This is a genomic window from Williamwhitmania sp., from assembly GCA_035529935.1.
Classification (GTDB): Bacteria; Bacteroidota; Bacteroidia; order Bacteroidales; family Williamwhitmaniaceae; genus Williamwhitmania.
Window position 1 is genome coordinate 1 of record DATKVT010000122.1, and the last position, 15,158, is coordinate 15,158.

The 15,158-nt window shown below is 45.6% G+C and carries 13 protein-coding genes; 10 read left to right on the forward strand and 3 right to left on the reverse strand.

All coding sequences use genetic code 11. The annotated features are described in order from the left end of the window. From VMW01_09380 to VMW01_09390, 3 genes are all read left to right on the forward strand, one after another. Positions 1-554: TerB family tellurite resistance protein (locus VMW01_09380; GenBank protein ID HUW06462.1), on the forward strand; the 554-nt coding region annotated here is incomplete at its 5' end. Between the two features lie 98 nt (positions 555-652). Further along, positions 653-1,126 carry a DUF5606 domain-containing protein gene (locus VMW01_09385; protein ID HUW06463.1) on the forward strand — a complete coding sequence of 158 codons (474 nt, stop codon included), beginning with the start codon at positions 653-655 and terminating at the stop codon, positions 1,124-1,126. A 108-nt stretch (positions 1,127-1,234) separates the two neighbouring features. Further along, positions 1,235-2,932, forward strand: a complete 1,698-nt coding sequence (locus VMW01_09390; protein ID HUW06464.1) for a M3 family oligoendopeptidase — start codon at positions 1,235-1,237, stop codon at positions 2,930-2,932. Between the two features lie 50 nt (positions 2,933-2,982). Here the strand turns inward: VMW01_09390 and VMW01_09395 are convergent, their stop codons facing one another. Next, complete coding sequence (locus VMW01_09395; GenBank protein ID HUW06465.1) at positions 2,983-4,908, reverse strand: LysM peptidoglycan-binding domain-containing protein; 1,926 nt, start codon at positions 4,906-4,908, stop codon at positions 2,983-2,985. Between the two features lie 275 nt (positions 4,909-5,183). Between VMW01_09395 and VMW01_09400 the strand changes: the two genes are divergently transcribed. The 5 genes from VMW01_09400 to VMW01_09420 all read left to right on the forward strand — a co-directional run bounded on the left by VMW01_09400 (position 5,184) and on the right by VMW01_09420 (position 11,540). After that, positions 5,184-8,126 (forward strand): DEAD/DEAH box helicase, encoded by a 2,943-nt coding sequence (locus VMW01_09400; protein HUW06466.1) that lies wholly within the window; start codon positions 5,184-5,186, stop codon positions 8,124-8,126. Positions 8,127-8,383: 257 nt separating this feature from the next. Next, positions 8,384-9,262, forward strand: a complete 879-nt coding sequence (locus VMW01_09405; GenBank protein HUW06467.1) for an AraC family transcriptional regulator — start codon at positions 8,384-8,386, stop codon at positions 9,260-9,262. 126 nt (positions 9,263-9,388) lie between these two features. Then, positions 9,389-9,979, forward strand: coding sequence for a YceI family protein (locus VMW01_09410; protein ID HUW06468.1), 591 nt, complete (start codon positions 9,389-9,391; stop codon positions 9,977-9,979). 82 nt (positions 9,980-10,061) lie between these two features. Continuing rightward, positions 10,062-10,835 carry a 4,5-DOPA dioxygenase extradiol gene (ygiD, locus tag VMW01_09415; GenBank protein ID HUW06469.1) on the forward strand — a complete coding sequence of 258 codons (774 nt, stop codon included), beginning with the start codon at positions 10,062-10,064 and terminating at the stop codon, positions 10,833-10,835. A 192-nt stretch (positions 10,836-11,027) separates the two neighbouring features. After that, a complete protein-coding gene (locus tag VMW01_09420; GenBank protein ID HUW06470.1) occupies positions 11,028-11,540 on the forward strand; it encodes a hypothetical protein in 513 nt (170 codons plus the stop codon). A 99-nt stretch (positions 11,541-11,639) separates the two neighbouring features. Here the strand turns inward: VMW01_09420 and VMW01_09425 are convergent, their stop codons facing one another. Next, positions 11,640-12,590: a phosphoribosylaminoimidazolesuccinocarboxamide synthase gene (locus tag VMW01_09425; protein ID HUW06471.1), complete on the reverse strand. Its 951-nt coding sequence runs from the start codon at positions 12,588-12,590 to the stop codon at positions 11,640-11,642. An 11-nt stretch (positions 12,591-12,601) separates the two neighbouring features. Next, positions 12,602-13,573, reverse strand: a complete 972-nt coding sequence (locus tag VMW01_09430) for a PhoH family protein (protein ID HUW06472.1) — start codon at positions 13,571-13,573, stop codon at positions 12,602-12,604. A gap of 486 nt (positions 13,574-14,059) precedes the next feature. On the opposite strand from VMW01_09430, the gene VMW01_09435 reads away from it, so the two are divergent. Together VMW01_09435 and VMW01_09440 are read left to right on the forward strand one after the other, a co-directional pair. Then, positions 14,060-14,845: an SAM-dependent chlorinase/fluorinase gene (locus tag VMW01_09435; GenBank protein ID HUW06473.1), complete on the forward strand. Its 786-nt coding sequence runs from the start codon at positions 14,060-14,062 to the stop codon at positions 14,843-14,845. 3 nt (positions 14,846-14,848) lie between these two features. Then, a partial coding sequence (locus VMW01_09440) for a MazG nucleotide pyrophosphohydrolase domain-containing protein (protein ID HUW06474.1) occupies positions 14,849-15,158 on the forward strand: 310 nt, incomplete at its 3' end.

Here is a 15,158-nt window from a genome sequence, read left to right on the forward strand (position 1 = left end):
TGGTGTTGGTTTCGGCCATGATGAAGGCCGATGGCAAGGTGTTGAAGTCGGAGCTTGACTTTGTTAAGGATTTTCTCGTTCGTAGCTTTGGCGTCGATATGGCTCAGGAGGCAATGATTCTGCTTCGCGACATGCTTAAAAAAGAGGTGCCGGTGAAGGATGTTTGCTTCCAAATTCGTGATAATCTTGACTATTCTGCTCGGCTACAGCTCGTTCACTTTCTTTTTGGAATTGCCAAGGCCGATGGTGTTGTTAGCCCAGAAGAGTTAAAGCTTGTGGAGGATATTGCAGGTTACCTAGGCATTTCTCCATCTGAATACACCTCTATCAAGGCCATGTTTGTGGACAATACCGAATGGGCCTATCAAGTTTTGGAAATAAGTAGAAGTGCTACCAACGATGAGGTTAAGAAGGCCTATCGCCACATGGCGCTTAAGTACCATCCCGATAAGGTAAGCCAGTTGGGTGAAGATGTGCAACGTGCTGCTAATGAAAAGATACAGAAGGTTAACGAGGCCTACAATCTCATCAAAAAGGAGCGGGGAATGTCATAGCAATTGTTTCCTTTTCAAGGTTATTATGCTGAAGTAGCTTATTTTCGTAAATTTTTTATTTAACTTTGCCTTCCACCGAAAAACATAAGTTGAAAACAATGAGCACAGACGAACTGACATTAAAGAAGATTATGGCTATTTCGGGTCAACCGGGGCTTTTTAAGTACGTTTCGCAGAGTCGTAATGGCATTATCGTGGAATCGTTGGCTGACCAAAAACGCATGAATGCTTCTGCCAGCGCTAAGGTCTCTTCCCTTGGTGATATTGCAATTTATACGACCACTGGCGAGGTGGCTTTAAAGGAGGTTTTTAAAACTATCCGCGAGAAGACTAATGCTGGCCAAACCATTATCGAGCCAAAGTCTTCCAACGATGCGCTGAAGGCGTTCTTAGGAGAGGTGCTCCCGGAGTTCGATCGCGAACGGGTTTACGCTTCCGATATTAAGAAGATGATTACCTGGTTCAACCTATTGAATGCGCACGACATGCTTCATCTTATCGACATTGAGGACGAGAAAGAGCCAGAGAAGGAAGCAGATACTGAGGCTGCCGCAGAGGAAAAGACTGAGTAGCTTTTTTTCGAGAGCAATTGCTGAAAATATTTTGTGGAGCGCTACTTTTTTGTGAAGTAGCGCTTCTTTTTTGTTGTCTTTACGGTAATTACCATTGAAGATTTCCCGATGAAAAAATCTCTCCAACAGAAAATAGTGCACCTTAAACTTACTCCTGAAAAGGTAAGAGAAATTTTTCGCTTGCTCCAGAATCAATCCCTCGCTAGTTTCGATGAGGTGGAGGCGTTTTTGCGGCTTCGAACCATAATCGATGAACGCTTGAGCCAGGAGATGGCCAATCGATACATTGCGTTTGCAAAAAACACCACCGAAACTCAGGCAAGGGAGCAGCTCAATTTTTTTGTGGAGGAGATAGATCCCATTGCGCAGGAGAACGACAATGCGCTCGATGCCATGCTTATAAAGAGTAAATATGCAAACGATTACCTTCGCTCTAGCGCACCTCTCTATCTGAAACAGCTGCAGCGAAGAGTGGAACTCTTTCGCACTGCTAATGTAGCCATAATGGCGGAGGAGGAGGTTCTAAGCCATGAATATGCCGAAACCGTATCTACGTTGGCTATTGAATACAACGGTAAAAGCCTTACCATGCAGGAGGCCTCATCGATGATGGAGCTCTCAGACCGCCGAATAAGGCATGAGGTTTATTTGCTGATGCTTCAACAGCGGCTAGGCGTAACCATTAACCTTCATTACCTCATGGACGAGTTGCTAAAGCTTCGTTACCGGATAGCAGTGAATGCTGGGTTTAAGAATTACCGCGACTATAGGCACTTAGAGCTCGAGCGGTTTAGCTACAGCGTGGCTGAAGTACAAGCGTTACACCAGCTAGTTGTAAAGTATTTTGTTCCCCTTGCCGATAAGGTTCTGGTGCGAAGAAAACGATTGCTTGGAGTGGATGAGTTAAAGCCGTGGGACCTAGAGGTTGATCCTTTCGGTGTAGTGCCGCTTATGCCGTTTGAAAGGGTTGAGCAGCTGGTAGAAAAGGGACGCTCTGTTCTCGCGTTTATCGATGCACGTATGGGCTCATTGGTTGACCGCATGGCTACTTCGGGGCACATGGACCTCGAAAGTCGACATGGCAAGATGCCGGGAGCTTTCAGCTATCCACTGCCACTCAGCAAAAGTTCTTTTCTCTTCATGAATGCTGCTGGTGTTTACGACGATGTGGTAACCTTTATGCACGAAATGGGGCATGCCTTTCACGAGCAACTTGGCAGCAGCTTACCATACTCGTTTCAGAAAGATTTACCCATAGAGGTTGCAGAGTTAGCCTCCATGTCGATGGAGCTGATGTCATCCTCAAAGTGGGACTCTTTTTATGGCGAAGCCGAGCTGAAAAGGGCAAAATTGCGACTGCTTGAGGAGGTTGCCCTTGCCTTACCTTGGATTGTGGCGATTGATGAATTTCAGCACTGGCTTTACACACACCCAGAACATAGCCATGCTGAGCGCGATGGCGCTTGGACAAAAGTATATCGAAAATACGTTAGCCATGAGATAAGCTGGCTTGGTGCAGAGGAGGGATTTGTGTTTGCTTGGCAGCGTCAGCTACATATATTTGAGGATCCGTTCTACTACATTGAATATGCCATTGCTCAGTTGGGTGCACTTGAGCTATATCAGCAATTTACTCAATCGTCGGAAGAAACTTTACAACGCTTTACATTGGCTCTAGAGCTGGGAGGTTCCATACCAATGGAAGATCTTTACGCAAGGGCTGGCCTCAGCTTCTCTCTCTCGGAACAGAGAGTTAGTCTACTGTCCAACTTTTTAGAAGAGCAGCTGATCTCACTCTGGGAATAAAAAAAGCTGGGAATTTCCCAGCTTTAATGTTTATCCTTATTAGTTAAGAATTATTCGGTAATAATCTCATATTCTGGTGTGTATCGCACCTTAAATACACCGCAATTTTCAAATCCACCCTCTGGGGATACCCTTTTAAACTGGTAGGCGCTCTGTATGAGCATCTCGTGGTCGCAGGGAATACATTGCTCAATCGATTTGCCATACTTGGAAAGAGTGGGCACGAAGTAGTAGATCACGTCAAAACCTTGGAAGGCAAATTGGTTAGGTTCAGCATCGAATTGGTTACGGTAGAGTTTAACAAACTTCTTGACTAATGGCGATGAGTAATCTACAAAGTATGGGGAGATATAGCGCAACCCCAACGTATAGTAGCTGTTGATATCCACACTTTCAAACCTTTGCCACGATGGCATTCCGTAAAGTTCAATGGGAGTGTTGTAAACCACCTTCATGTTGTTAAGTTTGCTCAGCAGATCCGACACAAATGCTTCGTTATCGGAAGGTACCACCACGAGGTTAATCATTGATATAGAGAACATCTTAGAAAATTTATCGACTACCGATTCAAAGGGCTGGCCAGTATGGTAGGCCATTTGATGAAATGTTTTAATAATGGAATCGCCCAGATTCCTATCGGTAAACCTAGCCGATAACTTCTCGCGAAGAAGTTTTACTATATCGGAGGAATCCTTCCCCGCCTCGTAAAGTAGAACTACGTTGCAATCCTTGCGGTTCGAAACATAATCGGCAAGGGCATTCACTTGATCTAAGTAAGAGGGTCGGATTTGAATGAGATATGGATTTTTGGCAACCATGTTTGGTATCGCTGCAAGCGGTGAAACCATATAGATTTGTCTTTTTTGAGCATACTCAGCCACTGGCTTAATTTCGTTGCTGTAAACCGGGCCAATGATAAGTTCGGTGGATTGGCTCAACCGCTTTACTTGTTCCCTTACCCTCAAGGGATCACGCTTGCTGTCCAGCACCTGTAAATCCATCTTATATCCGGTATCCTTAAGTACCTCAAGCGCCATCAGTGCACCTTGGTAAAAGTTCATAAAGTTCTGCTGCTCTGTTGCAGCGCTAACATTGGGATTCCCGATGCTTAAGCTATCAATAAGGTCAACTTTATTTGCATTGAAGGGGAGAATCAAAGCTAGATGAACGGTATCCTTCTTCATCTCATTGGGACCGATTTCGCAATTGCACGGAGAAGCTACCACTTCGCTAGTAACCGTTTTCAAAATGGTGTCCGTTGAAGTTACTGCTTCATGAACAAATCGCAGCGGAACTCTTAGGCTAAAGTCAAGTTTGAGTACTCCGTCGGTAGTAGGGTTTAAGGCTATGAGGGTATCGAGTGGAATTGTATATCGTTTTGATAAGGAGTAGAATGTCTCCTTGGCCTTTACCTTGTGGTAGAGATATGCGCCAGCAACTATATCGGATGTATCTGAAGGCAGTGTTCCTATCTCCTTCTTAAGCGAGTCCTTCATTCTTTCTGCCTTTGGAAGAGCGCTTTTTGGAATTACCACCACTTGGCTCTCTTCCAAGCCATTTTCAACATCAGCATTATTTTTCATTAGCACCTCTACCGGAACTTGGTAAAGCCGCGAGATGGCCGACAGCGTTTCACCCTTTTTAACGATATGGTATATGAAGTCGTTGTCTTCAGTTACTCCTCTGAGATCTGATTCTCTGATAATAGCAGCTGGAATTTTTAGGGCCTGATCGACCTTTAGCCCTTGAAATATATCGGGATTTTCTGCGGCAATGTCGGCCTGGCTAACTCCGTAGGCTTTGCTTATGGAGTATAAGGTTTCGCCTTTCTGAACAATATGAACATAGTAAAATTTTCCTCCAATTTTTACCTTTTGATTCGATTTCTGTATCTGTACAGGAGTGGTGGGCTGATCTTGTCCAAAGGAGGGAAGTGCGGCAATCATTAACAGCAGCACTAGAATCTTTTTTATCATTGTATAGCTGTTTTGCTTTTTAGTCTTACTTCGCAAAGGTAAAAAACTAACCTTACATGCTAAAAATTGTGTCGCATTACGGGTGAAATAATGCGAAAGTATCCCAATCTTTGGGTTTACTGAACCTTTGTTGCCCCCAATTGTTAAGTTTTTTGGTTTTATGGCTAGGTATAAAAGGCTGATTGGGTGAACAATTCACATTAATTACCGAAAATAGTATGAAAGGTTTGGGGGAAGAGTGTTCATTGGCTACTTTTGCAACTCAGCCGTAAATAATGCAGAGCCAATCTAAAATTTTCTTCAGTCTAGGATTAACAGAGCATCGTTTCTGGGGGGTAATTCTGTTACCTTACCTTTTGGAAAGAATTGCCGATTCACCTATACTTAAAATTGCCGAGAACCTTCACGGGAAAGAGCAAACCAAAACCATAGAGCTCACTGCTGCCGAAAAGCAGGTGCTCAAGTTGGTGAACGAGTATAGTGAGAAGTCGCTTTTCAAGCTCTTTGCAAAGCAGAAAACCCAAACGGAGTTTATTGCGCAGCTGTCGGCTGAGCAGCATACAACCAACATTAGACCTTTCATTGAGCGGCGCATGTTAAAGTGCTTCAACCTGCTTAAGGGAGCTGATATTCCAATTTACCAACAACGGCTTAAGCTTAACAATCTTTATGAGGAGGAGCGGCTTGAGGTGGATCAGGAGCCGGCCCAAACGCTTTTTACCTTCGAACGAAATGAGGAGGGTACAAGGTATTCCTTGGCAATAACCTTTAAGCAGGAAGTGGTAAAGTTGGGGAAATTAACCACCATCATCACCAACTCTCCCTGCCTTATTAATACAGGGAAGCGCATACTCTTTGTGGAGGAAACCGATGGCAAAAAGCTGCAGCCATTCCTTTCCAAAGGCTTTATTACCATCGCTCGATCTTCGGAGAAGCAGTACTACTCCTCATTTGTGCTAAACACAATAAAGAAATATCAGGTGAAGGCTGTTGGTTTTGACATTAGTTACGACGATAGTTTATTTTCCGCACGCCTTACCGTTGAAGAGAACCTGGCAGGCGAGCTAATGGGGTGCCTTCAATTCCACTACGGAAGCAACAGTTACTTTGCCAATAGTATCACTGAACCTAAGGTAACGCTGACTTTTAAGCATGATATTCCATCCTTTCACAAACAGGAACGTCGGTATGCCGAGGAGCAGAAGCTAATTGCTAGCCTCGAAAATCTGGGGTTATTTAACGTAGATGGACCTTACTTTCATCCTTCAGGTAAGGGGAATAAGCCGGAGATACGTGATTTGATGCTGGCCATATACAAAAATTGGAGCCAGCTGGCCGACCTTGGCATTACGGTGGACCAAAAGGTGAGTGGCCCTCGGCAATTTTTTATGGGTAAGCCAAGGCTGGAAATGCGGTTTGCCTCGCATGCTGAAGGATTTATGGCAACGGGTGGATTACATCTGAATGATCAGCAGCTCTCCTTGGGGGTTCTTAAAAAGCTGTTGGTCAAGGGTGCCGATAAAATTACCACACCCGAAGGTAGTGTAGTTTACCTTGCCGATGAGGTGCTGGAAAAGATACGGCCAATCCTTTTCTTTGGACATGAGAAAGAGGGTGGAATAAAGCTTAGTCGCCATCACTTTCAGCTTGTGGATGATTCCCTTGAAATTGGTAAGGAGGAGTTGGCCAAGCTCAAGAGCTTTGATCAGCTGCCAAAAATGGCCAGCAAGGCACTTCCTGTTGGGTTGAATGCCACGCTTCGTTCATACCAAATGGAAGGGTTTGCTTGGCTGAAATATTTGCAAATGAATGGCTTTGGCGGTTGCCTTGCCGACGATATGGGGCTTGGAAAGACCCTTCAAACCTTGGCTTTTTTGCTTTGGTGTAAGCAAAATATTCGGCAACCTTTGTTGGCAAAAACTGACCAGCCAGCCCAGCAGAGCCTCTTTATATCCGCAACCGAACAAGGAACTATTTCAGGAAAAACACCTACTTCGCTTATAATAATGCCCACCTCCCTCATACACTCATGGAAGGCCGAGGTGCGTAAATTTACCCCAGAGCTCACCGTATACGAACATGTGGGTCTTGGTCGAACAAAGGAGGTGAACCAGCTGGGCAAGTACGATTTGGTACTTACCACCTACGGAATTTTGCGCAACGACATGGAGATGCTTAGTAGGTTTCGTTTTTTTTACGCCATAATGGACGAAAGCCAAATGATAAAAAACCCTGACTCCAAGGGGTATAAGGCAGCCATGCAGCTAAATGCCGAAAATAAGCTTGTAATTACCGGTACGCCAATTGAAAATTCGCTCATCGATCTTTGGTCCCAAATGAACGTTATTAACCATGGTATTCTTGGAAGTCAAAAGTTCTATGAGGAACAATTTGCCAATAGCCTAAACGAGGGTGTATCGGCTGTTCAGGAGCAGCGGCTGAAGTCAATAATTGCGCCATTTTTGCTAAGGAGAACAAAGGAGGAGGTGGCGAAGGATTTGCCCGAGAAACTCGAGAATATTGTTTACTGCGACATGAGCGAGGAGCAGCAAGAAATTTATAATGGCGAAAAGGAGGCGTTTAAGCAAAACCTTATTGCCAACCTAGATCCCAACGGGTATTCGCGCAACCGCATGAAGATATTTCAAGGGCTGATTCGCTTGCGTCAGGCGGCCTGCCATCCTGCACTATTCGATGATGGATTCACTGGACGCTCGGGCAAATTTGAAGAGGTGGTGCGCATGATCGACAACGTGGTGTCGGAGGGTCATAAGGTACTAGTATTCTCCTCGTTTGTAAAGCATTTGAGACTGGTAGAGAAAGAGATTAAAGCACATGAAATACCTTACCTTATGCTCACCGGTAGCAGCCTTAACCGCGAGGAGTTGGTGAAGAACTTTCAGCATAACGATAAGATAAAGGTTTTCCTCATTTCGCTCAAGGCAGGAGGTTTTGGATTGAACCTTACCGCTGCCGACTATGTATTTCTTCTCGATCCATGGTGGAATCCGGCTAGCGAGAACCAGGCACTCGATCGTGCACATCGCATCGGACAGGACAGAAAGGTTTTTGCCTACCGCTTTATTACAAGTGGATCTATTGAGGAGAAAATAATGGAGCTGCAGGAGCGCAAGAGCAAGCTGGCCGATACTTTCATAAACTCCAATAATCCACTTAAGGACCTAAATCGTGAGCTGCTCGACGCGCTGTTGGGCTAGGTGAAAATATTTTAAGTTGTTTGGCATTATTGGACTAGCTTCGCTCAGTTCTAATTTCTAATTTCTAGTTTCTAGTTTCTAATTTCCTAGTTACCTACCCTTTAGTTTCCGTATAACTTTGCCTTTCAATGGGGTCTGAAAGATTTGTTTTATCATTGCCCCTTGTAATTTGATGTCGATGTGGCTGTCCAAAATATACCTAGACTGAAAACATTGCCACATTTTCATTGTTTATTTCTGGTTGATTGGAAATTGATATGCTTCTTCCACAAGAAAATATTGCATCCCATCCTTTGAACAGTGCTGCACAGGAGACTGGTATTCGGGTGGTTAGGCTTAACCCTAAGGGAAAAGAGCGGCACACCCGTTCGGAACCGCATCGGCACGACTACTACGAGATTATCTTTCTGGAGAAGGGAAGCGGTGTTCATATTGTAGATTTTGAGCAGTTGGAGATACACAACAACGTTTGCTACCTCCTTGCACCGGAAAGCGTTCACCACTTCGACACGTTACGGGAAGTAAACATGCAGGGGTGGCTGGTTGAAATTTCTAAAGACTACATGCACGCAATTGATAGTTCGCTAAACGTTCTTTTCTGCAAGAATAGGGGTAAAATGGCGCTAACAATTCCAACGGAGGAAATTGCAAGACTCTCCAATTTGTTAGCCCAGATGAAGGAGGAGCAGGATAGCAATAGGAAGATGGCTGCACAAGCAGTTATGAGCTACTTTCGGCTGGTGATGGTGGAGCTCTATCGACTTTTGGAGCAGCAGCTGCAGACGGAGCACTTTAGGGAGCCCGACGAACGATTCCTTGCTTTTATGGAGTGGGTGGAGGTGCTTCATCGAGAGGTAAAGAGCATTACAGTTTATGCCGACAAGGTGCATCTCTCTCCACGGCAGCTAAATCGCATCTGTTTGGATATTACCGGAAAAACGGCCAACCAGCTACTTAACGAGCGTGTAAGTCTTGAAGCCAAGCGATTGCTCTTTAATGGCCAAATTCAGGCAAAAGAGGTGGGTTATCATCTCGGGTTCGACGATCCATCCAACTTCGTGAAGTTCTTCAAGCGACACAACGGTATATCTCCGGCTGGATTTCGAGATACCATGTCCAAAATCAACCATCGTTAGTCCAAAAAATCACTTTCCATCTGCTCTTCTTCTCCCGATATTTGCATTGTCAAACTTTAGCAGGTCTTTTTCAAATGCCCTGCCTGCTGAGTTCGGTTTTGAAAACAATTAATAAATTCAAATACTATGAAAAAAGTGATTTTAGTCGCTGTTGCCGTTGCGGCAGTGTTTTCAGCAAAGGCTCAGGACACATGGACTGTTGATAAAGCGCACACGAGCGTAAACTTTAGCGTTACCCACCTTTTAATATCGGAGGTTGATGGGCAATTCAAAAACTTTGAAGGCACGGTGATTTCAAAGTCTCCCGATTTTGTTGGGGCAGAAATTTCATTTACCGTGGATGTAAATAGCATTAGCACCGATAACGAAATGCGCGACAACCACCTCAAGAGCGATGCTTTTTTTGATGCAGCCAAATTCCCGAAGATGACCTTTAAGAGCACCTCTTTCACCAAGGTCAGCGGAAACAAGTATGCGCTAACCGGCGATCTTACCATTAGGGATGTCACTAAACGCGTTACGTTCGATGTAACTTACGGTGGAACGGTAAAAGATGGATACGGCAACACCAAGGCTGGCTTCAAAGCTACAACTGTTATCAACCGATTTGATTATGGCTTAAAGTGGAATGCACTTACCGAAGCTGGTGGAGCAGTTGTAGGTCAAGATGTAACAATAACCATTAACGTGGAGGTGGCAAAGGACAAGAAAAAATAATATTGGATAGCACACTTTTTATGTGTAATACGGGTAGCCATTCCGCAAAGGATTGGCTACTTTAGTCTAAAGACTTTTAGTGATGGCAATAACCCGAATGCCGGCCATATTTATAGGCCACGGAAACCCGATGAATGCCATACAGGACACACCGTTCAGCCGTAGATGGGAGGCATTGGCAACAACCTTGCCAAAGCCACGATTTATACTGTGTATTTCTGCCCATTGGGAAACTAAGGGAACCAAGGTTACCTACTCTGCTTCACCAAGAACTATTCACGATTTTGGGGGCTTTCCCCGCGAGCTGTTCGAAGTGGAATACCCTGCACCTGGATCACCTGCCTTGGCCGATAAGGTGATTGCACAATATCTAGATCAGGTAGTTCAGCCCGACCTTTGCTGGGGCCTCGATCATGGGTGCTGGTCGGTACTGCGCAAGATGTACCCTGAGGCGGGGATTCCCGTTGTGCAGCTGAGCATCGACTACAACCTCTCGCTGAAGGAACACTTTAAATTGGCAGGAAGTCTTGCCGCATTGCGCGAAAAGGGTGTGCTGATAATTGGCAGCGGGAACATTGTGCACAACCTAAGATTGGCACAGTGGGGAAGCGACCAGGTTTACGGCTGGGCCCGCGACTTTGATGGTACTGTAAGGCAGCGAATAGAGGAACGTCGGTTTACCGAACTGTTGGAAATGGATGGAATAGAAGGATCCTCGCTTGCGGTGCCCACACCGGAACACTACATTCCGCTATTGTACACTCTTGCGCTGTATAAGGATGAAGAGATATCGCTTTTTAATGAAGGCTTCGACCTCAGTTCCATCTCCATGACATCGCTAGTACTTAAGGGTTAACAGTATTATTTAAGCAATCATGCCATTTCTGTTGACCTTGTTATCTATATGGCGTACCTTTCGTCCCGAGTGGCTGGAGCACAAATGTTGTTTTGTTGAAAGCCCATAAAATAGGGTTTGGTGAAAGGTCAGCACCAGTAACCTGAACAAAAACACCAGCCATGTGACCGGGTTGGGCAATAATTTTACACCATGATTAAAAAACTACTACTTGGAACTGCCATGGCTACCGTCATGCTATTTGTGGCTCAGCAGGCGGCTACTGCTCAGGAAAAGATGGAACGCCCGGCTAAGGTTGGTGTTCAAGCTATCGACGATTTCAACACCAAGAGCTTCGATACCTACGATGAAAGTCTAAAAATTTCGGATGCCATCAAGCTTATTGATGTAAAGACCGATGCCGATGGAAAACCAGTTTCGGTGACTAATGGTAAGGGCGAGGCGCTTTCGGCTACAGATGCTCTGGCTCAACTAAAGGAGCTCCAGGTTCGCATTAAAGCCCAAAGCGAAAATGTGGAGAAGGTAAAGGCGCTTCAGCAACCTGCAACCGATGCTCTAAAGTCATGCTCCATGATGCAGAAGGCCAAGGCTAGCAGCGCGTTGAGCAAGGATGGTAAGGCACTAACCTATTCAGCCGACGAAACCAAAAAGCAGATGGAGTCCGTTGCCAAGCAAATTGAAATGGTATCGAAGCTGAAGAAATAGTTTTTAAGAAGTTGAGGATAAAACCTTTAAAAAGAAGAGACGCAATATTTTGCGTCTCTTCTTTTATTTCAACTAATACCTAATTAGGTAAACGCCTTTCTACAACCTTGCTAGCAGGTTGAGCACGTTGTTCTCAATTCGCTCCTGAATGTTCTCGATTGGAGCTTTTTCGAAAGGTTCACCTACAATGTGCTCGTATAGCTCAATGTAACGCTGCGAAACGCTCTCCACGAAGGCTGGAGTCATGGTAGGAACGTTTTGTCCACTCTTACCCATAAATCCATTCTCCATGAGCCATTCGCGTACAAACTCCTTGGATAGCTGACGCTGCGGTTCGTTCTTGTCGAACAGGTGCTTGTAGCTATCGGCGTAGAAGTAGCGGCTGGAGTCGGGGGTGTGAATCTCGTCGATGAGGTAAATCTTACCGTTACGCTTACCAAACTCATACTTGGTATCCACCAGGATAAGCCCCATCTCGGCAGCCATCTCTGTTCCCTTTTGAAAAATGGCCAACGTATACTTTTCCAGCAGTGCGTAATCCTCTGCTGAGACCATACCTCTTGAAATGATCTCCTCCTTGGAAATATCTTCATCGTGGAGCCCCTGCTCGGCTTTGGTTGTAGGCGTAATGATTGGAGTAGAGAACTTCTCATTCTCGCGCATTCCCTCAGGAAGCTTTACACCGCAAATTTCTCTTGCTCCACTCTTGTATGCTCGCCATGCGCTGCCACAAAGGTAGGCTCTAACAATCATTTCAACCGAAAATGGTTCACACCGGAGTCCTACAGTAACCATTGGGTCGGGAGAGGCAATCTTCCAGCTTGGGACAATGTCGGCGGTAGCGTCCAAAAACTTGGAGGCAATCTGGTTTAGCACTTGCCCTTTGTATGGAATACCTTCGGGTAGAACAACGTCGAACGCCGAAATACGATCGGTAACTACCATTACCATGTAGTCGTTGCGGATGGTGTATACGTCCCTTACCTTTCCGATGTAGATGTCGGTTTGTCCGGGGAAGTGAAAGCTGGTGCTAACAAGAGCTTTTTCCATTGTGTGAGGTTTTAAACGTTAGTATGGCCATCGGCCGATTCTTTATCTTTATCGAAGGCATGCACAATATACTTTACCAACCGGTGACGGATAATATCGCGCGAGTCGAGCTCAATAACCCCAATACCATCCACGTTACGCAGCAGCTGCATGGCCTTCACCAAACCGGAGTCTACCTGGCGGGGAAGGTCAATCTGGGTCATGTCGCCGGTGACGATAAACTTGGCATTCTTGCCCATTCGGGTAAGAAACATCTTGATTTGCGGAACGGTGGTATTCTGAGCTTCATCGAGGATAACAAATGCGTTGTCGAGCGTGCGGCCACGCATGTAAGCCAGCGGGGCTATTTGGACAGTTCCATCCTCCATAAAGGTGGCGAGCTTGCGCACCGGAATCATGTCGTGTAGGGCATCGTAAAGCGGTTGGAGGTATGGGTCCAACTTCTCCTTCATGTCGCCGGGAAGGAAGCCCAAGCGCTCACCGGCCTCAACGGCTGGACGGGTTAGAATGATTTTTCGAACTTCCTTATTTTTCAATGCCCTAACAGCAAGGGCTATGGCGGTATAGGTTTTGCCCGAACCGGCAGGACCGAGGGCAAAGAGCAGATCGTTTTTGTCGTAGAGGTCGACCATTACGCGCTGGTTGACGGTGCGGGCACGAATTGCCTTGCCGTTGTTGCCCCAAACGAGCACATCATCCATGTCTTCGCCGGCATCCATCATGGCTTTGGCATCGTCCTGAAGTAGACTCTTAAGGTCATCTTCGGAAAGTCGATTGTAGCGTCCAAAAAACTCGACAAGAATGAGGAGCTTATCCTCGAAGCGTTCAATTTCGATGGGTTCACCCGATACCCTTAGTTCCTGTCCCCGAGCCACCACCTTGAGCTTGGGAAATGCTGCAACCAGCAGGTTGTAGTTTGTATTATTTACCCCATACAGGGCCACTGGGTCGATACCCTCTAGCAGAATTAGCTTTTCTGTCATTAAGAATTTATTCAGTTAAGCAGAAGTATTGCCAGATTAGTTGCCTCACGACAGGTTGTGCTAGCCTTTCTTTTGCCATTGTTTATTTGCCTTGTGCATACACCAAATTTTGTAAATGGAAGCACATCGGCATTAATTGGAGAACCTGTTTGTATTTATTGTTTTCTTTCCGAAAAGCTTATGATTTACAACCTAGTTTACGGTTTCATTCTATTGCCAAGAATACATTTCGGAGTGCAAGAAAACATACAAAACTAAGCTTTTTTTGTTACTGGCATGTGTTAATTTTTGGTTACATATCAACCTGTTATGCACAGCTTCAACATCTTTAACAATCGAAAATCAATCATAATGTAGGCTTTCTTGAGGTAAAAAGTGTTACCTAGCTTAAACATATATAGAACCAAAAAGCTTAATTGTGCCAATGCTTCCTGAAAATCAAAAAAAGGCTGCTAAATTTGAGGTATTAATCTATACTGCGCGGGAATGGCCATCATAACCCTTACAACCGATTGGGGACGAATGGACTACTATGTGGGAGCCTTGAAGGGGGAGTTGCTCAACGGCTGTCCCAATGCAACCATTGTGGATATAAGCCACCACATCCCCCCCTTTAACGTGCAGCAGGCAGCCTTTGTGGTGCGCAATAGCTACCAACACTTTCCAAAGGGGACGGTTCACATTATTGGTGTTAATAGCGAACCAACGGAAAAGAATCCTTTGGTGGCGGTGCAGGCCGATGGGCAATATTTTCTTGGTGCCGATACAGGTGTATTCAGCTTGTCCATCAGAGCAAACCCAGATAAGGTGATAAAGCTCAGCTATGAGCCCATTTCGGGCTTTAGTGCGCTACACGTTTTTGGTTCTGCAGCCGCCCATCTTGCCAATGGTGGAGCTATCGACGAGTTGGGAAAACCCTATACTAGCATTGCGCAGATGATTCCGCTGCGGGCAGCCTTCGAGGATTCGCTTATCAACGGAACTATTATCTACATTGACTCCTTCAACAACGTGATAACCAACATAAGCAACGACCTCTTTGAGCGAGTTGGACAAAACCGTGCATTTGAGATATACGTGCAGAGCTTCCACAACAAGCTTACCACCATTTGCAACACCTATAGCGATGCGCTTCCAGGCGAGCTGCTAGCAATTTTCAACTCGGTGGGGCTGCTGGAGGTGGCCATCCACAATGGCAAGGCTGCGGAGCTGCTAAGCTTGGATGTAGGTTCAGCGGTAAGGGTGAAATTTTTAAATAACGTAATAAACTAGATTATGAACGATAAGTTGCAGGCCTTTGAGCGACTGCTAAACATAATGGATGAGCTGCGGGAGAAGTGCCCGTGGGACCGAGAGCAAACCTTTGAGAGCCTTCGGGCCAACACGCTGGAGGAGGCATACGAGTTGGCGGGTGCCATACTGAGCAAGGACTACAACGACATGAAAAAGGAGCTGGGCGACCTGCTGCTGCACGTGGTGTTCTACTCTAAAATTGCCAGCGAGGAGCAGCGGTTTACCATAGCCGACGTGATGAATGGCCTTTGCGATAAGTTGGTTTACCGCCATCCGCACGTGTTTGGTGATG